21 protein-coding genes and 1 riboswitch are annotated in these 19,816 nt (G+C 47.3%); of the genes, 20 read left to right on the forward strand and 1 reads right to left on the reverse strand.

Going from position 1 to position 19,816, the window contains the following annotated elements:
* The first annotated feature begins 51 nt into the window (after positions 1 to 51).
* The 12 genes from cccB (at position 52) to D479_RS07925 (ending at position 8,942) form a co-directional block, all read left to right on the forward strand.
* Positions 52 to 417, forward strand: coding sequence for a cytochrome c551 (gene cccB, locus D479_RS07870; protein WP_008635588.1), 366 nt, complete (start codon positions 52 to 54; stop codon positions 415 to 417).
* Between the two features lie 157 nt (positions 418 to 574).
* Positions 575 to 1,261: a cell division ATP-binding protein FtsE gene (gene ftsE, locus D479_RS07875; protein ID WP_008635590.1), complete on the forward strand. Its 687-nt coding sequence runs from the start codon at positions 575 to 577 to the stop codon at positions 1,259 to 1,261.
* 227 nt (positions 1,262 to 1,488) lie between these two features.
* On the forward strand, positions 1,489 to 2,985 hold the full coding sequence (locus D479_RS07880) for a S41 family peptidase (RefSeq protein WP_008635592.1): 1,497 nt from the start codon (positions 1,489 to 1,491) through the stop codon (positions 2,983 to 2,985).
* 99 nt (positions 2,986 to 3,084) lie between these two features.
* The gene (locus D479_RS07885) at positions 3,085 to 4,272 is read left to right on the forward strand and encodes a PDZ domain-containing protein (protein ID WP_008635594.1); all 1,188 of its coding nucleotides are present in this window, start codon (positions 3,085 to 3,087) and stop codon (positions 4,270 to 4,272) included.
* A gap of 100 nt (positions 4,273 to 4,372) precedes the next feature.
* Positions 4,373 to 4,564 carry a DUF6366 family protein gene (locus D479_RS07890; RefSeq protein WP_008635597.1) on the forward strand — a complete coding sequence of 64 codons (192 nt, stop codon included), beginning with the start codon at positions 4,373 to 4,375 and terminating at the stop codon, positions 4,562 to 4,564.
* A 197-nt stretch (positions 4,565 to 4,761) separates the two neighbouring features.
* Complete coding sequence (locus D479_RS07895) at positions 4,762 to 5,127, forward strand: hypothetical protein (protein ID WP_152413351.1); 366 nt, start codon at positions 4,762 to 4,764, stop codon at positions 5,125 to 5,127.
* A 119-nt stretch (positions 5,128 to 5,246) separates the two neighbouring features.
* The gene (locus D479_RS07900) at positions 5,247 to 5,903 is read left to right on the forward strand and encodes an HAD family hydrolase (RefSeq protein ID WP_008635601.1); all 657 of its coding nucleotides are present in this window, start codon (positions 5,247 to 5,249) and stop codon (positions 5,901 to 5,903) included.
* 93 nt (positions 5,904 to 5,996) lie between these two features.
* Entirely contained in the window at positions 5,997 to 6,545 is a 549-nt protein-coding gene (locus D479_RS07905; protein WP_008635603.1) for a sigma-70 family RNA polymerase sigma factor, read from the forward strand.
* Positions 6,535 to 6,957 (forward strand): PadR family transcriptional regulator, encoded by a 423-nt coding sequence (locus D479_RS07910; RefSeq protein ID WP_008635605.1) that lies wholly within the window; start codon positions 6,535 to 6,537, stop codon positions 6,955 to 6,957. Before D479_RS07905 ends, D479_RS07910 begins: the two co-directional genes overlap by 11 nt.
* Positions 6,954 to 8,216 carry an FtsW/RodA/SpoVE family cell cycle protein gene (locus D479_RS07915; RefSeq protein WP_008635607.1) on the forward strand — a complete coding sequence of 421 codons (1,263 nt, stop codon included), beginning with the start codon at positions 6,954 to 6,956 and terminating at the stop codon, positions 8,214 to 8,216. Before D479_RS07910 ends, D479_RS07915 begins: the two co-directional genes overlap by 4 nt.
* A gap of 83 nt (positions 8,217 to 8,299) precedes the next feature.
* Entirely contained in the window at positions 8,300 to 8,485 is a 186-nt protein-coding gene (locus D479_RS20695) for a hypothetical protein (RefSeq protein ID WP_008635609.1), read from the forward strand.
* Positions 8,486 to 8,498: 13 nt separating this feature from the next.
* Positions 8,499 to 8,942 (forward strand): GNAT family N-acetyltransferase, encoded by a 444-nt coding sequence (locus D479_RS07925; RefSeq protein ID WP_008635612.1) that lies wholly within the window; start codon positions 8,499 to 8,501, stop codon positions 8,940 to 8,942.
* 34 nt (positions 8,943 to 8,976) lie between these two features.
* Here D479_RS07925 and D479_RS07930 read toward each other — a convergent pair whose 3' ends face one another.
* Complete coding sequence (locus D479_RS07930) at positions 8,977 to 10,356, reverse strand: AbgT family transporter (RefSeq protein WP_008635614.1); 1,380 nt, start codon at positions 10,354 to 10,356, stop codon at positions 8,977 to 8,979.
* Between the two features lie 276 nt (positions 10,357 to 10,632).
* Positions 10,633 to 10,732: riboswitch (purine riboswitch) on the forward strand.
* 60 nt (positions 10,733 to 10,792) lie between these two features.
* Between D479_RS07930 and D479_RS07935 the strand changes: the two genes are divergently transcribed.
* From D479_RS07935 to D479_RS07970, 8 genes are all read left to right on the forward strand, one after another.
* Complete coding sequence (locus D479_RS07935) at positions 10,793 to 12,130, forward strand: 5'-deoxyadenosine deaminase (protein ID WP_039871122.1); 1,338 nt, start codon at positions 10,793 to 10,795, stop codon at positions 12,128 to 12,130.
* Positions 12,131 to 12,310: 180 nt separating this feature from the next.
* Positions 12,311 to 13,378 carry an XdhC/CoxI family protein gene (locus D479_RS07940; RefSeq protein ID WP_008635618.1) on the forward strand — a complete coding sequence of 356 codons (1,068 nt, stop codon included), beginning with the start codon at positions 12,311 to 12,313 and terminating at the stop codon, positions 13,376 to 13,378.
* The gene (locus D479_RS07945) at positions 13,362 to 14,000 is read left to right on the forward strand and encodes an NTP transferase domain-containing protein (protein WP_008635625.1); all 639 of its coding nucleotides are present in this window, start codon (positions 13,362 to 13,364) and stop codon (positions 13,998 to 14,000) included. The genes D479_RS07940 and D479_RS07945 overlap by 17 nt, the downstream gene beginning before the upstream one ends.
* Positions 13,997 to 14,869, forward strand: coding sequence for an FAD binding domain-containing protein (locus tag D479_RS07950; protein ID WP_008635626.1), 873 nt, complete (start codon positions 13,997 to 13,999; stop codon positions 14,867 to 14,869). The genes D479_RS07945 and D479_RS07950 overlap by 4 nt, the downstream gene beginning before the upstream one ends.
* Positions 14,870 to 14,872: 3 nt before the next feature.
* A complete protein-coding gene (pucD, locus tag D479_RS07955) occupies positions 14,873 to 17,131 on the forward strand; it encodes a xanthine dehydrogenase subunit D (RefSeq protein WP_008635627.1) in 2,259 nt (752 codons plus the stop codon).
* Complete coding sequence (locus tag D479_RS07960) at positions 17,122 to 17,643, forward strand: (2Fe-2S)-binding protein (protein ID WP_008635628.1); 522 nt, start codon at positions 17,122 to 17,124, stop codon at positions 17,641 to 17,643. The genes pucD and D479_RS07960 overlap by 10 nt, the downstream gene beginning before the upstream one ends.
* A gap of 102 nt (positions 17,644 to 17,745) precedes the next feature.
* The gene (locus tag D479_RS07965) at positions 17,746 to 18,978 is read left to right on the forward strand and encodes an amidase (protein ID WP_008635629.1); all 1,233 of its coding nucleotides are present in this window, start codon (positions 17,746 to 17,748) and stop codon (positions 18,976 to 18,978) included.
* Positions 18,923 to 19,807 carry a fumarylacetoacetate hydrolase family protein gene (locus D479_RS07970; protein WP_008635630.1) on the forward strand — a complete coding sequence of 295 codons (885 nt, stop codon included), beginning with the start codon at positions 18,923 to 18,925 and terminating at the stop codon, positions 19,805 to 19,807. Before D479_RS07965 ends, D479_RS07970 begins: the two co-directional genes overlap by 56 nt.
* Positions 19,808 to 19,816 lie beyond the last annotated feature (9 nt).

The raw sequence follows: 19,816 nt of genomic DNA on the forward strand, positions 1-19,816 counted from the left end.
GTTATAATACAGGTTAGTAGAATGTACGTTTCATGAAGGGGGACTTTTTGGATGGAGAAGTGGTGGTTGGTATTATGTTTAGGGCTTGTACTAGTCCTTGCTGCCTGTGGCGGTGGACAGGAAGACGGAACACAGGATGATACCGGATCAGATGAGCAGACAGAAGAAGATGCGGGTGCGGATAGTAATGGTGACGCTTCAGCAGCGGAAGCCGTTTATCAAGCTAATTGTACAAACTGTCACGGTGGGAATCTGGAAGGCGGCTTCGGGCCTTCGTTGACAACGATCGGTTCCAAGTATTCTGCAGACGAAATAAAGGAAATTATTTTAAATGGGCGTGGCAGCATGCCGCAGCAGGATGTATCAGAAGAAGATGCAGACCTGGTGGCCAACTGGTTGTCTACAATGGAAGAATAGAACGAAGGAGTCCGGGTTGTACCGGGCTCTTTTTTTTCGACATTGAAAAACAATTGTAATAATTTCATGTCTAAATTCATCGAATATTAATGTTATAATGGACTTGTTTGTCAATGATAACTGGATTAACAAATATAGAAATACAGGTGATTCTTATATGATAGAAATGCAAGGGGTATATAAAACCTATACCAACGGTGTGACAGCGCTGAACGGTGTCGATGTCAAGATTGATCAAGGTGAATTCGTCTATATCGTCGGTCCGAGTGGAGCAGGTAAGTCTACGTTTACGAAATTAATTTACAGAGAAGAAAAGCCGACAACAGGCAAAGTGACGATAAACAATATGGATACGTCCACAATGAAGCAGCGCAAGATTCCTCAACTGCGCAGGCAGATTGGTGTTGTCTACCAGGACTTCAGACTGCTGCCGACGCTGAGCGTCTATGAGAATGTTGCTTTCGCTCTGGAAGTAATCGAAGAGAACCCGGCCAATATCCGCCGCCGTGTCATGGATGTACTTGATCAAGTACGCCTGAAAAACAAGGCACGTTTTCTTCCGGATGAATTGTCCGGCGGGGAACAGCAGCGGGTATCCATTGCCCGTGCAATCGTCAATCATCCGAAGGTCGTCATCGCAGATGAGCCGACAGGAAATCTCGATCCGGAAACGTCTTGGGAGATCATGCACATTCTGGAGGAGATTAATGCCGGTGGAACGACTGTGTTAATGGCGACACACAGCCAGGAAATCGTGAATACGATTCGTAAGCGGGTCATAGCGATTGAAGACGGCATGATCGTGCGTGATGAAAGCCGTGGAGAATACGGATATCAATACTGACAGATGAAGGCTGCCTCTTACTGAAAGAGGTGGTTTTTCTTTTTTTAGGCCTGCTATATCATCCAAATACCGGTAGATAGATGGCGGAGGATGACTTATAATGGAGAGGACATGCTCTTATGGAAAGATGCATATAGTAGTAGCACATAGAGGCATTGGTCTATGATCACCGAGCTCATCGGTAGCACGATCAGCATAGGGAAATCCATTATAGAAGGGTGAATGCGATGAATTGGAAACCGCGTTACATCGCGCTGTTGATGGCGCTTGCGGTCCTCGTGGGAGCAGCAGGCTCTTACATAGGGATAGAGTACTTCGGCAGTGGGGAACAACAATCGCAGTCCGCACAAGTCGCAGATAAAGGCGCGGAGAACTTTGGCAGCTTATCTGCAGATGAACAGAAAGAATTCTTGAAGGACATGGCTGGCTCGGAGGATTTGAAGAAAATTGAGCAGGCAATGGGTGTCATCAAGAAGAATTACGTAGAAGAGGTAGACGATAAGAAGCTCGTTGAAGGCGCCGTTCAGGGTATGCTTGATACGCTCGAAGATCCATACAGTGTTTACATGGATCAGGAAACGATGGAGCAGTTCAATGAGACGATCGAGTCTTCTTTTGAAGGAATCGGCGCAGAAGTCAGCATGGTCAATGATAAAGTGACCATTGTTGCTCCAATTAAAGGTTCCCCCGCGGAAGAAGCGGGTCTGAAGCCGAACGATCAGATTCTGAAGGTGGACGGTAAAAGTGTCGAAGGCCTTGATTTGTATGATGCGGTTCTTAAGATCCGTGGGGAAAAAGGAACAGAGGTAACGCTCGAGATCGACCGCCCCGGGGTGACGGACCCGCTCAGTATTAAGCTGGTACGTGACGATATTCCGTTGGAGACCGTCTACAGCGATATGAAGACGATCGATGGTAAAAAGGCCGGAGTGATTGAGATTACTTCCTTCTCGGAACAGACGTCTGATGAATTTCATGAAGCCCTGCAGAAGCTGGAAGGGGATGGAATGGAAGGTCTTGTGATCGATGTCCGTGGAAATCCAGGGGGATTGTTCACGGATGTCAAAGATATTCTGAAAGAATTCCTCACGGATGATAAACCGATCGTACAGGTGGAAGATCGGAATGGAGAAATTTCGAAGGAATATTCCAGTAAGAGTAAGAAGAAGGACTATCCGATTACGGTATTGATGGATGAAGGCAGTGCTTCCGCCTCTGAGATATTAGCGGCATCGATGCAGGAAGCAGGAGGCTATGACCTTGTTGGAACGAAGAGTTTCGGTAAAGGTACGGTTCAGCAGGCGATTCCGATGGGGGATGGAAGCACCATCAAACTTACCCTCTTCAAATGGTTGACACCGGACGGTAACTGGATCCACGAAAAAGGGATCAAACCGACGGTGGAAGTAAAACAGCCGGCCTATTTTTATACCAATCCGGTGGAAATCAAAGAACCGTTGAAATACAATGACACGGATGAGAAAGTAGGAAACATCCAGAAGATGCTGAAGGGGCTCGGTCACGATCCCGGCCGTACGGACGGCTATTTCAGTAAAGGAACGGAAGCCGCTGTCAAAGATTTTCAGAAGGAAGCGGACCTTTCCGTAACCGGTGAAGTCGACGAAGAGACCGGTGGAAAACTGGAAGAGGCAATTATTGAGGAAGTTCGTAACGAGGACAATGATAAACAGATGCAGAAAGCCTTGGACGTCTTGTTCCAATAAGGAGGATTCTGTTGAAGTTTGCCGAACTATATCCGTAGTCGATGACTGCGGATTTTTTCGTACATAATACATCAAGAAGATTCAGAAAGGAGAATCACGTTGGACGTTTGGATTTGGGAGCTTTTGCGGGGGATCGGGCGAGCATTCGCCCAGCCCTTTTTGTACATAGCATTTTTTGGAATGGCTTGGTTTGCTGTGAAGCGTATAAAGAAGGAGCGTGCCACCTTCGGCATTCGTATTTTTGATCGATATTCCGATTGGCGCGGGACGGTCGTACTATCGATCGCTGCAGGGCTGCTGTTATCCATTCTTGCTGTCGGAGGAGGAATAGTTATCAGCTTTTCTTTTCTTCTGCTTGTATCGGTCGTTCTTCTTCTGGTTAGTTTGACGGGAAAATCAAATTGGTACTCGCCGGCTTATACGCTTGGAATCAGTTATTTGCTGCTTTTGTTCCTTCCGCTCCTGCCGGAAAGATATCGTTCCAATGGCTGGGTGGAATCTCTGGAACAAACTCCGCTGACAGGGGTAGTCCTTGTGTTGGCGGTGTTATTGTTTGTCGAAGCGTTTCTTTTTTTGAAGACAACACCTTCTCACACTTATCCGGAGCGGGTGATGGGAAGCCGAGGCATGTGGATCGGACAGCACCGTTCGCGGAATATCGCTGTTGTGCCTTTCTTTGCCCTTCTACCTTCGGGAAGTATCGAATCGCTCGCCTCCTGGTGGCCGCTGTTTCCGATTGGACAGGACGGCTTTGGCCTCATTCTTATTCCGTTCGTCATGGGATCGGAATGGACGGCACGGGGACAGGCGCCGGAAGTGGCAGCAAAGGCATTAGGAAGACATACGTTCCTTCTTGCGTTTCTGGTCCTTTGCCTGGCGGGTGCCAGCTTCTACATCCACGCCCTCTCCCTTGCGGCAGTAATAGTAAGTCTTTTAGGGCGGGAAATGATTCATATCCTGCACCGCGTGAGGGAAGACAGACCGGCTTTCTTCTCCTCCAATCCAAAGGGCGTTCGGATTCTGGGTATTCTTCCTGGAAGCCCGGCCAGTCAGATGGGGCTTGTTCCCGGTGAAGTGATTGAGCGTGTGAACAGTATCCCTGTCCGTACAGAGAATCAGTTCTATGAAGCCCTGCAGAATACCGGAGCTTTTACGAAGCTGGAGGTCCGTGACGCGGAGGGGGAAAACCGCTACGTACAGCGTGCTATGTATGAAGGGGAACACTTTGAATTAGGAATTGTTTTTGTAGAGCCGCCAACTCACGAATCCTCGGTAGGTTTCTTTTAAAACAATAGGTCACTGCCACACCGGTTTCCGCTGTGGTGGTGATCTTTTTTCTTGTGATAAAAAGATTCGTTTGAAATAATTGTAAAAAGGAGGAGTGGGGATGAGTGAAGCAAAGGAAACACCGGAAGAAAGAAGAGAACGTATGCGTGCGAAGGACATCAAGCGTAACTCATCGAGTGCATCCGGAGGCGGGGTACTGCCGGATTTGGTCGGAGCACTCGGGGCAAAGTGGACGGCACTGCTTCTCGTGCTGCTGATCGTCGGGTATGTCATTTACCAGGTTTTTAATTGAATAGGGAGCGCAGTATAAGCTGCTTGGAAAAAGCCTTCCCACCGTGTTTAGCAGAAGATGTACGGGTAGTTCTATCTTTATGGAGAAAAAAACCGTTCCATGTTTCCGGAACCTTTTGTGTACGGTTTCATGAAACAGAACTCGTGATCCCTGAACGAATGTACGATAAGCCAATCTCCTCTCGGCTGGTTAATAAAATGACGGATCAGCAGCAGATGATTGCGGCCTGCCTTTTTTCAAGGCATCATGATGGGTTTGTAAGACAGAATCAGCTGGAGAAAATCCTGAGCTTTAAAAACGTGTATCCTTGGGTACTGCCATATGTAATTCGTCTGTCCGGGGAGTATGTGAAGGAAATCCTCCATGTCATATATGACAACAGGCGGAGGCTCGATACAGAGGAATTAAACAGGTTCCTTTTGGATAACCCTGTCTTCCATCAGCTTATCGAGAGCCGAGTGATCAGCTATTGGAATGCTTATTACAGGGAGGAGTACCCGGATCGTTCCAGCTATATCGGTACTAAAATCATACAATTCTATCGGAAGGTGTTCTATGATTGAGAATGGTGATTCTTTTTAATGGAAACCGATAGAGGTTGGCCGCCGAATCTGCCTTTCTTTTTAGGGAGATTGTAACCGGTGGAGTACTATCATTACTTTTTTTATGGAGGTTCTGGTTCATGATTAAAGCCGTTCTTTGTGATTTAGATGGAACGATGCTTGATAGGGATTCTTCCCTTAAACGGTTTGTCACGGCACAGTATGACCGTTTGACGGAGCAATTGTCTCACGTACCAAAACAGGACTATGTGGATCGTTTCATCGAACTGGATAACCATGGATACGTTTGGAAGGATATTGTATATCAGCAGCTCATCGAGGAGTTTTCTATCTCCTCTTTGACATGGGAGTGGCTGCTGGCCGACTACATTAACCATTTTCCGTGCTACTGCATTCCTTTTCCCGGCATGATGGAAACGGTCAGGAAGTGGAAAGCGGAGAAGCTTCTTATCGGGATCATTACTAATGGCAAAAGCGGTTTTCAAAGGGCCAACATCACCGCGCTCGGGTTGGATCCGTATATGGATGTTATTCTTGTATCGGAAGCGGAAGGGATGAAGAAACCTGAACCTGGTATTTTTCAACGAGCTGTGGATGCCTTGTGTGTATCTCCAGAAACTTGTGTATTCCTCGGCGATCACCCCGTGAACGATATAGAAGGAGCAAGGAATGCCGGTATGCAGACAGCGTGGAAAGACGACGGTCGTAGTAAGGGAGTACCGACGGATTACATATGGAAGGACTGGAAAGAACTGCGCCCCATCTTTCATCGTTAGAAGAAGTTCCTTTTCAACGGGAATTTCTTTTTTTTATGTGAAAAAGAAAACTATAAGTCAGGTAGTGTCGTTAAATAGGCAGGAGGCGAGAATGTGGAACAATCAATCGAGAAATACACGATGTTAGAAGACAAGGAACGGGCAATTGCGGAAATTATGCATACGTATGGAGATGATGTGCTTCGGCTTGTTTATACATATGTGAGAAACCAGGCAATAGCGGAGGACCTCACCCAGGAGATTTTCATTAAGTGCTATACAAATCTGCATAAATATAACGGTACCTCAAAACTGAAAACGTGGTTGTGGCGAATTGCAATCAATCAATGCAAAGATTATTTAAAGAGCTGGTACAACAGAAAAGTCATCGCTGTAGGAGAAGAGACGCTTAGGCAGAAAGAGGAGCCTTTGGGCACGGAGGAAAAGGTTGTTCGGGGCTTTATGGATGTAGAACTAATAACGGCTGTCATGCAGCTCCCTCCGAAGTATCGGGAAGTCATTTATCTCTATTATTACGAAGAGATGACTGCCAAGGAAATTGGAAACGTGACAAAGAAGAGTGAAAATACGATCAAAACCCGTCTTAAACGGGCGAAGGAACTGCTTGAAAATCAATTGGGAGGAGATTTGTATGATGGATGAACGATTGAAGAGATTAAAACATTCTCTAGATGAAACAGCATTAGGCAGGCTTCGGTTTAGTGAAGAAAAAATGGAGACCGTTATCAACCATATACGGAAACAGGAGGGAGAAAGGGATATTGATGTGTTACTTGTTGTCTTCCAACTGCTTGTGTATAAGAAAAACGGGCATCATTTGACGCAGCAGCTTAGAGTGAGAGGGATTACAAGGTTTGACGGCGAGGAAGGCAGACTCTATCTTCTGTTGCACAAACTGGAGAACCAGTCCTATCTCTCTTCATCCTGGGAATCGGACGTTAAATATTATCGACTGACACCTAAAGGTCAAAGACTCCTGAAGAAGTACGAAACTACCCCTGGAACGAAAAAGACTCTGTTTCAACCCTTGCTTGAGTCGGTGATTCACGTATGACCAGAGTCGAAAGTGATTTCTTACACCAAGTAAAGGGACATATTAAAAACAAAGAAGCGAGGGAACTGGTAGGAGAAGAGTTGGCTCGCCATTTAGAGACCGAAAGGGAGCGTCTCGTTAAGGAAGGTATCCCACATGATCATGCAGAACAACAGGCGGTGGAACAAATGGGGAACCCGGTTTCCCTTGGTATGGATTTAAATAAGCTTCATCGTCCGAAGACAGATTGGTGGATGGTATTGCTTCTCGGTATCGCCATCACTCTTAGTTTTCTTCCGGTTTTTGTTTACGGAATAGACCAAGGATACTCGACTTGGAACAAAGTGTTGTACACAACGCTAGGCATAGCGATTATGACAGCTTTGTTCTTTCTGGACTATCGTTTGTTGAGGAAGTGGGGTGGGTTAGTGTATGGATTCGGGGTGGCAGGGCTGTTTTCTTTACTGGTCCTTCCGGTATCTTTTGTCAACGGAGCTCCAGTTTTGCAGGCTGGTCCCCTCTCTTTCAAAGCATTCATGTTCCTCCCGTTGCTGCTGGTTGGATTCGCTGCCTTTTTCGTAAAGAAAAGTTCAAATAGATGGATAGGTCTTGCCATGATTGCTCTTCCTTTGTTTCTCTATGTGATGATGCCCGACATCGCATCGCTGTTTCTATTACTGACTGCCTTTATTGCAATGGCATGGAATGCAAACTGGCACAGGAGGATGATTGCGGGGGTATTAATCGGTGGATCAGCAGTTATAGTTGGTGGTGGTGTATGGGTATGGAAACACATGGAAGTATATCAAAAAGAACGATTGCTCGCCTTCCTTCATCCGGAGCAATTTACAGAAGGAAGTGGAGCTGTCTATATGGGAGTCAGATATATGCTCTTGAACGGCGGCTGGTTCGGACACAGGAGTGAGCCGGATGTTTTGACTTCTCCATATGAAGATTTCATGTATGCCAGTCTCGTCTATCACTTTGGCTGGATTACTGCGTTCATAGTCCTGTTCGTTCTCGTCCTTCTTATCATACGTCTTGTCCTCGTTCATCTAAGGGTAAGGGATCCGTTCGGGAAAATGTTGGTGACGGGTGGAGGAGTGTTCTTCACTGTTCAAACCTTCTATCATATATTGATGATCGTGGGTCTTCTTCCTATTACGAGAATCTCTTTGCCGTTTTTCAGCTACGGCTTCTATCCGACGGTTATGAGTGCTTTAGTGTTCGGACTCGTCCTCAGCGTATACCGGAAAAAAGATATAATATACGTCCACTAATTCCTTATTAAACTGAAAATTCGGTCATTTAAAAGGGAGACTGTGGTAAACTAGTGGAAAGGGAAAAAATGGAGGTGGACGTAATGAATGTTCTGGCGGGTATTGGACTGGGATTGCTTACGATCATCTGGCTGTCGATGGAGATCGCTTCCGTTAGTGATGAGGGTGGAGGCTTCCGCTCTTATTTTCGGGCTTTACGAGGGTCGCTGCTCTTCGTCATTCCGCTGTTTTCGCTGGCGGGTTTCATTTATTACGGCTTTTTCAATTAATGGAGGGATAGGTTTGAACTACAGCACGGCTTCTTTGAAAGGAGAAGACCTCGTATCCTGTGTGGAGCTGTTTCGGACTATTTTTCAGTCAGCCCCCTGGCTTGAATCATGGTCCGTGCCGGCTGTAGAGGAACGATTGCGCGATTTAATGAATACACCTAAAAGTTTCGGTCTGGCTTTGTATGCGGAAGGGAAAATGATCGGTTTTACTATTGGAAACAGCAGGCGGACGTCGGGAGGGTGGAACTTCTATATAGCGGAATTCTGTATCGACAATCGTTTGCAGGGCCGGGGTGCCGGTTCTTTTTTAATGCGGTCTTTAGAAGAATTCCTAGAGGAGAAAGGTGTTTCTTCTATTAATCTACTGACAAGCCATGCAGGTGACGCTGCCGATTTTTACATAAAGAACGGCTTTGTGGAAAAAGAAAATCGGATTGTAATGGTGAAACAAACATAAAAAGAACAGCACCGAATTCGGTGCTGTTCTTTTTTTATACTCCTGTCCACTGAAGCCATTGTGCCAGGATGAGAAAGAGGATGCTGACGCCCACCCACATCCCGAACAGTGGCAGGTAGAACTTGACCCACTTCTGCCACTTCACGCCGGCTAGTACCAGAGTTGCCATGAAATATCCGGACGTCGGGTAAAGAATATTTCCGAGCCCGTCCCCTAATTGATAAGCGAGTACGGCTGTTTGTTTTGTGACGCCGATGATTTCGGCAAGAGGAGCCATGATCGGAATGGTCACGAGCGCTTGACCACTTCCTGACGGCACGAGGAAGTTGAACAGTAATTGCACACCGAACATGCCGATGGCGCTGAAAATGGAAGGGAAATGCCCGACCCATTCTCCGAGATAAAAAACAATCGTATCCATAATTTGCGCTTCTTCCATGATGACGGCTACGGCTCTTGCGACACCTACGATGAATGCGCCGAGCAGGACGTTTTTAAAGCCTTCATTAAAGCCATCGCATATATCACTGGTCGACAATCCTGCCACGAGACCGACCACGATACCCATCATAATGAACAGCCCGGCCATTTCCATCATGAACCAACCATGTTTCAGGACACCATAAACAAGAATTCCGAAGAAAAGGAGCGCTGTAACGGCTGCTGCTTTTTGTCTTTTTGTTGCCTTGTAGCGTTTTGTTTGATCGGCGGAAGAATAGAGCTGTCGTTTTTCTTTGTCTTCTTCATAGACAAAACTGGCAGATGGAGTAGTGCGTATATTCTTCGCGTATTTCATGACATAAAGGATACCAATAGTAATGATGATAAGGAATATTCCTAGGCGCAGACCGAGGCCGCTGTATAAAGGGACACCGGCAAGCTGCTGGCCGAGCCCCGTGTTAATCGGGTTTAAGAATCCGGCAGTGAAACCTGCTGTTGTCGCACAGAGGGCTATGGCTACAGCGGTCATGGAGTCGTAACCCAGTGCGATGATGAGAGGAAGGATGACAGGCACATAGACGAGGCTCAGTTCCTGTGTTCCTATTAAACTGCAGACGACTGCAAAGGTGATCATCAGAACCGGGACGACCGCCAGGCTTCTGCCGGCAAATGTCCTCGTCAATCCATCTACTGCGTTTTCGATAATGCCCGTTTTTCTAAGAACCATGAATAAGCCGCCAATAATGAAGGTGAAGAATACCACGGAACCGGCGCTAACCAATCCTTGGGGGAAAGCCAGCATAAAGTCCATTAAACTGGTGGGGTTGGATTCGGCTGCTTGATAAGAGGTGGGATCAATCGTAGTTCTGCCCTCCGGTCCCTCAATCCTGTCGTAGGTTCCTGCGGGAATGAAGTAGGTAGCAATGGCTGCCAGAGCGCTGAATGTAAACAAGATGACGTAGATATGGGGCATTTGAAATTTCCTTGGAGCCCCTTCAGGCAGATTTTTCTGTGCTGGACGGGGTGTTTGAGATGCCAAATTAGGTAAACTGATAAGATCTCCTCCTGTTTCATTACAAGTTATGTAAGATTTGTTGACATTATATCTAACGAATGGATGATGGTCATTAGTTAAACTGACTATAATATTTCTGAATTTTTGGATTTCATCAACAAAGGAGGGCGAAGGAACCATTGAATTTGTTTGTTACATAATGTGACATAACTGTTGAGTGATTGGAAAAACCAGGGTACGATTGCTGAAAGTGTTCGTATAAACCTGATAATTGGTTCGGGTGTTTCTACAGGGAACCGTAAATTCCCGGCTACGCAACGCAGAGGGGGATCTCTGTGGATCAGTTGGGGTGGAGTATCTCCTTGCTCTCTTATTAAATGAAGGGGTGGGTTTGTTGGAGATAACGTTAATTAAAAATGCGGAAATCGTAACGATGAATGCGGACGAAGAGGTTTTGTGCGGCGATATATTAATAGAAGGGGATGTTATTGCGGGAATTGGAAAAGATCTCCATGAATCCCGTGCTCATCGAATGGTGGACGCCGGTGGCAGAACGGTCATCCCCGGTTTTGTGCAAACGCACATCCATTTATGTCAAACGATCTTTCGGGGGCGCGGCGATGATTTGGAGTTGATGGATTGGTTAAAGAACAGGATATGGCCGCTGGAAGCAGCTCATGATGAGGAATCTGTGTATTATTCCGCCATGCTTGGGATTGGTGAATTGATTCAAAGCGGAACGACGACTGTAGTGGATATGGAAACGGTCCATCATACAGATTCGGCATTCCGGGCCTTGTCGGAGAGTGGTATTCGAGCGCTCTCAGGGAAAGTGATGATGGATAAGGGGGATGAGGTGCCGCGTGAGCTTCAGGAAACGACGGAGAGATCCGTCATGGATAGTCTCGACTTGTTGGATAAATGGCATAACTACGACGGGGGAAGAATCCGTTATGCTTTTTCGCCTAGATTTGCTGTCTCTTGCACGGAGGAGTTGTTAAGGGAAGTTGCGCGCCTTTCAAAAGAACGTCAAATATTCGTCCACACCCACGCGTCTGAAAATCGAGGGGAAATTGCCATCGTTGAAGCGGAGACCGGTATGAGAAATGTCGTTTATCTGGATCATCTGGGCCTTGCCAACGAGCGTTTAATACTTGCTCATTGTGTATGGTTGGATGAAGTGGAAAAACGAATCATTAAGGAAAAAGGGGTCCATGTCAGCCATTGTCCAGGGTCGAACTTGAAGCTTGCATCAGGCATTGCTGATACGAAAGGTATGTTGGATCGCGGCATTTCGCTCAGTTTAGGTGCGGACGGAGCACCGTGTAACAATAATCTGGATATGTTTCAGGAGATGAGACTTGCTGCTTTACTGCCGAAACCTTTTCATGGTCCGACAGCTATGGATGCCAGAACCGTATTTCGAATGGCAACGATCGGTGGCGCGAAAGCTGTTGGTATGGAAAAAGAGATCGGCAGTCTCGAAGTGGGAAAGAAAGCAGATTTGTCGATATTGAATTTGGAAGATTTTCATACCTATCCAATGCATGGAGTGGACCCGATTTCCAGAATTGTCTATTCCGCTACCCGGGCGGATGTGGAATCGACTATGGTTGGGGGCAGGTTTTTGATGGAAAATCGAAAAATGAATACGATGGATAAAGCGGTCGTTTTAAAAGAAGCTGACGTATCGATTAAAAGACTCATAAAGCGTACGCCTGTGTTAACGTAATTGTTTAATGTGCTGAAGAGTCGGAGCTTTATTGGTCATCTTGAACAATGACCTGAGTAGTCGTTTGGTCTAAACTGATGGTAATAACACCAAATGTTACAAATAATTACATCTCTGTAATTTTAATTATCGGAATATTATAACAATGAACAAAAGACTAAATTAGGAGGGAAGGCCGGAATGGACGACATCCATGGAATTTTTAGAGATTTAAAGGGGATTCCGTCCCTGGGCAGTGTGATGGCGTCGATTGTTTATGTGGAAGGCTCCGCCTATAAAAAAGAAGGGGCGAGGATGATCATTGACAGAGACGGCTGCCAATACGGCATGCTTAGTGCAGGCTGTCTCGAGCAGGATCTTGCTGCCAGGATGGAGCAGGGGAAAATACCAAAAGATCCTGAAGTGATTATCTATGATATGCGGGGATTTGACATGCTTTCCTGGGGGGAAGGATCGGGGTGCAATGGTGTCATTCATGTTCTTGTCGAATGGGTTACACCCAAAGTTCAGAAGGAGCTTGCTGCTTTAAGGGATGCTCTTGAACGCGGGGAGCAGATAACCATGATCCGGACGCTCCCGGAAAAAGGATCACCGTCGTTTGTGATGTATAAAGGAAGCGAAGGAAATAGATTCGGTGATCACTGGCTTTCTCATTCAGCAGAACAGAAGCTTCTTCATGAGGTAACCTACCGTTCGAATGAAAGAAGTCAGCGGATTCAGGGGACGTCCGTGAAAGAAGATATATTCATCCATACCTTCCAGCCTAAGCAGCGGTTGGTCATACTCGGTGCAGGTAGAGATGCACGTCCGGTGCTGGAACTGGCTGAAAAAGTCGGGTACTATACGATTCTCGCAGACTGGCGTCCGGGTTTGATTGTAGAAGATTCATGCTGTCCCGCAGATGAAAGAATAGCAGCCTCCCCGGCCGATATAATCAAGCATATCCATTGGCAGCCAAATGACTGTGTAATGATTATGACTCACAGTTTTCAAAAAGACCGGGAGTTCCTTCAGGAATTAATAGGGAAGCAATTGAAGTATCTGGGGATCCTGGGTTCAAAACAACGGACGAAACGTCTGTTGGGAAACAAGGAGATTCCACCCTTCATCACCACTCCTATCGGCTTATCAATCAAAGCGGAGGGGCCCGAAGAAATAGCAGTAAGCATCATGGCGGAGCTCATTCCTTTATCCAAAATCGTACATGGTGTTTCGAAGGAGGCTGTCGCCCGTGAAACGCTGGAATAAAGTAGGGATCCTCCTTGCGGCTGGACAGAGCAGGAGAATGGGGGAAAACAAGCTTGCACTACCCTTTGAAGGAAGCACGATTGGAAGCAGAGCTTTGAGCAGAGCCTTAGATTCGGCGCTGGATCATGTGTTTGTTGTCGTAAGGAAGGGGGATACGCTCCATTGGATCGATCCTCTCCTGAAAGACCCGTCTTTCTCTGAGAAGTGGAGTGCTGTCCGATGCACCGAACCTGCTGACGGACAGTCGAAATCCTTGGCCCAAGGTGTTCGGGCAGCTCAAGCTTATGGCGCATCCTTTGTCATTACGCTTCTTGCTGACCAGCCATTCCTGTCTGCGAGTATCATCAATAAACTGATCACCTGCTACAGTGCTGAGAAGGAGCATGGTATTTATTATGTCGCTTCCGTTCATGAGGGAATTGTGCAGCCGCCTGTATTAATGGGCGCTCCCATTTTCGAACACTTACTTTCTTTGGAAGGAGATGCTGGGGCAGGTCGATTACTGAAGCAATTTGCAGAAAGAGGCAGGCGTGTACCATTTCGAAACGGATGGAGCTTCTTCGACGTTGACACGAGAGCGGATTATGCGTGGGTTAGAAGTATGGAGGTGGAAGCGAAATGACGACAACTGACCCCCCTGCCGTTTCCTCTCCGGTTACATTAACAGAAGCATGGCGGTTGAAAACCATGCACGGATCTGATGCTGTTTATACAGCCGGAGGGACGATCCTCCAGTTACAGCGGGAGAAAGGTGAAGATATCCCCTTTCATATCGTAAGTCTGTCAGCAATTCCAAACCTTGATAAAGTCGACTATTTGGTAAGGAATGGAGAACGGGAATTGTCTATTGGAGCGATGACGAAGCTCCAGGAATGTGCCTCTCACCCATTGATTCAGGCGAAGTGGCCAGTTCTTTCGGAAGCAGCTTCAAGAATCGCTTCCCCGGCTGTCCGTAATCAGGCAGTCATCGGAGGCAATGTCGGCTATGGAATCGGCGACCTTGTGCCTGCGCTGCTGGTTTTGGGAGCGAAAGTTGTTTGGTTCCATGGTGGTAAAGAAATGGTTGAACCTCTTCGTTCATTTATTCGGTCACCGAAACCGAAAAATATGATTCTTGTATCCTTTCGACTACCTGATGAAGAGAGAATATGCTTTTACCGGAAAGTAGGGAGGAGAGAGGGGTTTATTCCATCTGTCGTTACTGTAGCGGGAGGCATTGAAATCGATTCCGATCAGAACGTAAAGAAAGTACGTATAGCGGTCGGTGGAGGAGGATACCAGCCGAGACGTCTGGAGAGGACGGAGCTGTTTCTCAGGGATCATGCGATTCGCCGAGACCGATGGGAGGATGTTGCAAAGATAATAGAAGAGGAATACCACCCGGCTCCTACACCTTTCGCATCCGAGGAATATTGCCGGCAGGTCGTAGTGAACATTGTTGCCTTTGAGATGGAGAGGCTTAGGAATGAACTTTGGACTGGAGGAATCTAGAAAATGGAAACATTGTCATCTTATAAGCAGATGATCCGTCCGGATGGAAAGGCGAAAGTTTCAGGAGAACTGCAATATTTAAGTGATCTGTCTTTCCCCTCCATGCTTTATGGGAAGGTGTTGAGAAGTGGTTATCCGCATGCGGAGATTCTCTCCATTGATACAACAGCTGCTGAAAAGATTCCAGGAGTGCAGGCAGTCATTACAGCAGCCGATATTCCGGGTCTTAATGGATTTGGTATTATCACACCGGATCAACCGGTGTTCTGTGAAGATAGAGTCCGATATGTGGGAGATGCCGTTGCGGCGGTGGCGGCTGATTCTATGACCATCGCAGAAAAAGCATTGTCCCGGATCTATGTAGAGTATGCCCCTTTACCTGTAATCGATGATCCTGAAAAAGCCATGGATGAGGCTGCGATCCTTCTCCATCCAACCGGGAACCTTCTTCATGAGGCATCTCATAGAAAAGGGAATGTAGCAGAAGGATTTGGTTATTGTACGACTATTATTGAAGAAACTTATTCCGTTCCCCGCCAGATGCATACGTATATGGAAACAGAGGGGGGAGTGATTGTCCCCGAAGCTGATGGAAAGTTGACGGTCTATGTAGGGACACAGCATGGATACAAAGACCGTTTCCAATTAGCGAGGATTCTTGACATGAAGGAAGAAGATATTCGAATCATATCAAGTCCTATGGGAGGTTCGTTCGGTGGAAAAGATGAATTGAATATTCAGCCGTACGCTGCTCTTCTGGCTTTAAAGACAAAGCGGCCGGTCAAGATTCATCAGACGAGGAGGGAGTCCATTGTTTCCGGTCTCAAGCGGCACCCAATGAAAATCACCATGAGAACCGGGATGGACAGCGCGGGGAGACTCCAAGCGCATCAGGTTAAGATTCTCTCTGACACAGGAGCATACGCCACGCTAGGTCCGGCGATCCTTGACTTTGCTGTAGAACATGCCGTCGGCCCATATATCGTACCGCATGTCGAAACAGAAGGGAAAGCCGTGTTTACAAATAACGGGGTGTCCGGCGAATTTCGTGGATTCGGAGGAAACCAGGTGACTTTTGCGCTTGAAGGGCAGTTGGACCGGCTGGCAGAGGCAGCTGGGATCGATCCGCTTGAACTCAGGAAGATCAATATCCGGGGAGTGGACGATCCGGGCCCCCTCAATCATCGCATTGCCCCGACAAACGGAGCGTCCGCTGTTCTTGAAAAGGTGGTGGAACATGTAAAGAGAAAGGAACTGAATGTCCCCGGGAATGGGAAACTCACTGGTAGTGGTATCTCCATATCCATGCATGGAGGTGGTCTTGGTTATGGGCGTCTTGATCCTGCAGGGGGGAGTCTTACTTTAAAGAAGGACGGCAAAATCGAAGCGGCTTTTGGTTTTGAAGAAGTAGGGCAGGGGATTTTAAACGTAATAGAAACGATCGGGGTAGCGGAGCTGAATATTACTACCGAAGATTTGATAATTATTATCGGGGACACCGATAAAGTACCTTCGACCGGCTCTACGACAGCATCGAGAGGAACGAGCATGGTATGGCATGCATTTCGCCGGATGAAGGAACCGTTCCAGAGGCTTATTACACAGGAAGCGTCAAGATTAACAGGGGACCCGTACGAAGAATTACGGCTCGGGCCGGGTGGCGTGTATAAGCGTTTATCGGAGGAACGACTGCTTGATTTTCAGACAATAGCAAAACACGCTGCAAACGGAAAACCCCTTTGCGTGACAACAGAATTTGATTTTCCAACGACTTCTGATCCAGTAGATGGCGGTCATTTTCTTTATACATTCAGTGCAGCTTATGCACAGGTGGAAGTTGATACGTGTTCAGGGCAGGTGACGGTGACGGACTTGGATCAAATCGTTGCCGCCGGGCCGGTTGTCAGCTTAATTGGCTATCGTGGACAAATCGAGGGCGGCGGCATTATGGGGCTTGGGTACGCCTTGATGGAAGACGCCATTATGGATAAGGGGAGGTATGTGACAGAGAACTTGGATGAGTATTTAATACCTACCATAAAGGATGTTCCCAAGACAATGCTGGTGGAACCAATCCAGGAATTGGAATTTGGGGATGAATACGGTCCGAGAGGTGTAGGGGAAATAGGCACCGTGGCAGCAGCACCTGCCATTGCTTCCGCCGTATTTCATGCAACAGGTCATTGGGTGGACCGCCTTCCTATTTCACCTGCTGCCGTCCTTGGAGCGCTTGCTGACAGGAGGAACAAGCAATGGATATGAGAGAAATGGAAGATGAAACCAGGGGGAGAAAGGACGCTTCTCCGCTCCGTATTACAATTAATGGGGATTATGAGGAGTATTACGTCGACCCCTCTATGCGGCTTGTAGATTTCCTTCGTGATTACCTGGGTATGACAGGAACAAAAATCTCCTGCGAAATCGGCCGTTGCGGTGCTTGTTCAGTACTTGTGGACGAGGTGTTAATGAACGCATGTTTGCTGAATGTGTATCAGGTTGCCGGTAAGTCCATCCAAACCATTGAGGGATTGAAGGGAGAAAAGGCGCTTCACCCAATCCAAGAAAGTTTCCTGAAGGATGGAGGTTTCCAGTGCGGGTACTGCACACCGGGGATGGTGATGGCCGTTCAGGCATTATTGGCAGAATACCCCGAACCGACAGAAGTGCAAATTAGAGAAGGTTTGTCCGGAAACCTCTGCCGCTGCACAGGCTACGTAGGGATTATCCGTGCTGTTAAAAGAGCGGCACGTGAGCTTCGTCAAGTCAAGATATAAAAAGGAAGAGCCGTGGTATCTCAGTGGTATAGAGGGTGTATGAGTGAAAGATTTCTTATGATCCTGTGAAAGATACATCTTTAAGATGGGGGAGTTTAGGAGATGACTGATGCTTTCATAAAAGAAGATATGCGGAAGGAACCGACTGGGTCCGGGATTCTTGACGGCTTAACCTTCGGTGTGAAGGATGTTATTTCTGTGGCAGGTCACACAAACGCAGCAGGTAACCCGGATTGGTTAAATACCCATGCTCCTGCACAGTACAATGCGCCTGTCATAGACCGGCTGCTTGAGGAAGGAGCATTACTTCACGGGATGACTCATACAGATGAGCTGATGTACAGTTTGAACGGAGAAAATGTTCACTATGGTACACCAATCAATCCAAAGTCCCCTGCCTGTATTCCTGGTGGTTCCTCAAGTGGATCGGCGGCAGCGGCATCGGGTGGTGAGGTCCATTTCGCATTAGGGACGGATACGGGCGGATCTGTGCGGATCCCAAGTTCTTACTGCGGAATATATGGATTTCGGCCGACGCATGGAGCAATCGACGTTCAAGGGGTCATCCCCCTGGCTCCCAGTTTTGATACGATAGGCTGGATGGCAGATGATCCTGTGATACTGTCACGTGTCGGGGATATTTTCTTCCGAAGGGGAAAAGGGAGTCCGCGGTTGGAAAAGATAAAAATCGCATCAGATCTATGGGAGCTGCTCGATCCCGACTTACATAAATGCTATGCCGCTCCGCTTCGTCAAGTGAAAGCGATGTTTAAGGAAGAAGAAACACGCCTTCTTTCTGAGGATGGTCTTGGGAAATGGGCGGATACGTTCCGGGTGCTCCAGGCGCAGGAAATATGGCAGGAACACGGGGGGTGGATAACAGACGTTCGTCCAAGGTTTGCTTATGATATATACAGACGCCTTCTTTGGGCCCGTTCTATCTCTGGTCAGGATATGACGGAACGAAAGGCTTACCGGAATAAAATCAAGGCTTGGACGAATGCGTGGATCGGTGATGACGGAGTACTTCTTCTTCCGACTACTCCTGCGGGCCCGCCGAAGAGAGGTACCCCCGCATCGCGTTTGGAGGATATTCGTACCAAAACAATGAAATTGTCATGCATCGCCGGTCTCGCCGGCCTCCCTCAGGTTACTATTCCTCTTCCTTCTACGGTCGAAGGACCGGTTAGCATATCGCTCATAGCGGCAAAGGGACAGGATCTGAAATTATTAGAAACGGCGTGCTTGATTAGTAAAGAACTACGAAAAGGGGATGCTTATGAAACTGACAGCGTTCAAGGAACACCAGAAGAGTTACTGTGGAATCGTGCATGAAGGCAAGGTTGTTTCTCTGCAGACAATCAATTATATAGAAGGAAAGAACTGGAGTATTGATTTGGACGGGCTGTTGAAGGAAGGACAATGGGAAGAGCTTGTGGGTTGGTATCGGAGTTCCGGAAGAAACAAGCTTTCCTCTTTTCCTTATCGGAAATTAGAGAACCTTCAGCCGGATGATATGCTTCTCTGTCCCGGGAAAACTCTTGGTGTAGGTATGAACTATGTAGAGAAAGCGATGGAGCTTACAGGCGAAGCGCCGAAAAAGGAGCCGGTTACGTTTATGAAGCCTCCAACAACGTTGATCGGTCCTGGAGCGGCGGTGCAGCTTCCGAAGGGATCGACTTCTGTAGCAGCGGAAGGAGAGCTTGCTATTATTATAGGAAAAACCTGCAGGGATATAGAGGTGAGGGAGGCTCAGCGCTTTATTGCCGGGTACACGACAGCTCTTGATATGACGGAGAAAGACATTCATAGAGCCGATGATAAGTATCTGCAGTGGTCCAAAAGCTTTGATACCTTTTGTTCCCTTGGGTCCGATCTCGTATCTGGAGATCATTGGTCTTCTCTTGAAGACGTCATAGTGAAGACAACCTTAAATGGAAAAGTTACGCATGAGAATACAGTAGGAAATATGATGTATTCACCAGCTTTCATCGTTTCTTTTTTCTCGAAAATCATGACGTTACAGCCCGGGGATGTCATTTTGACCGGGACGCCGGGTTCAAACATGATTCATCCAGGTGACCGTCCTGGCTGCTTAATCACCGGTTTAAATCCATTGGAAAATCCAGTAGAAAGAAAAGAAACCAGGGTGACCGTCCTTTAGCAGGATGGA

The sequence above is a fragment of the Halobacillus sp. BAB-2008 genome (assembly GCF_000328325.1).
Taxonomy (GTDB): domain Bacteria; phylum Bacillota; class Bacilli; order Bacillales; family Halobacillaceae; genus Halobacillus.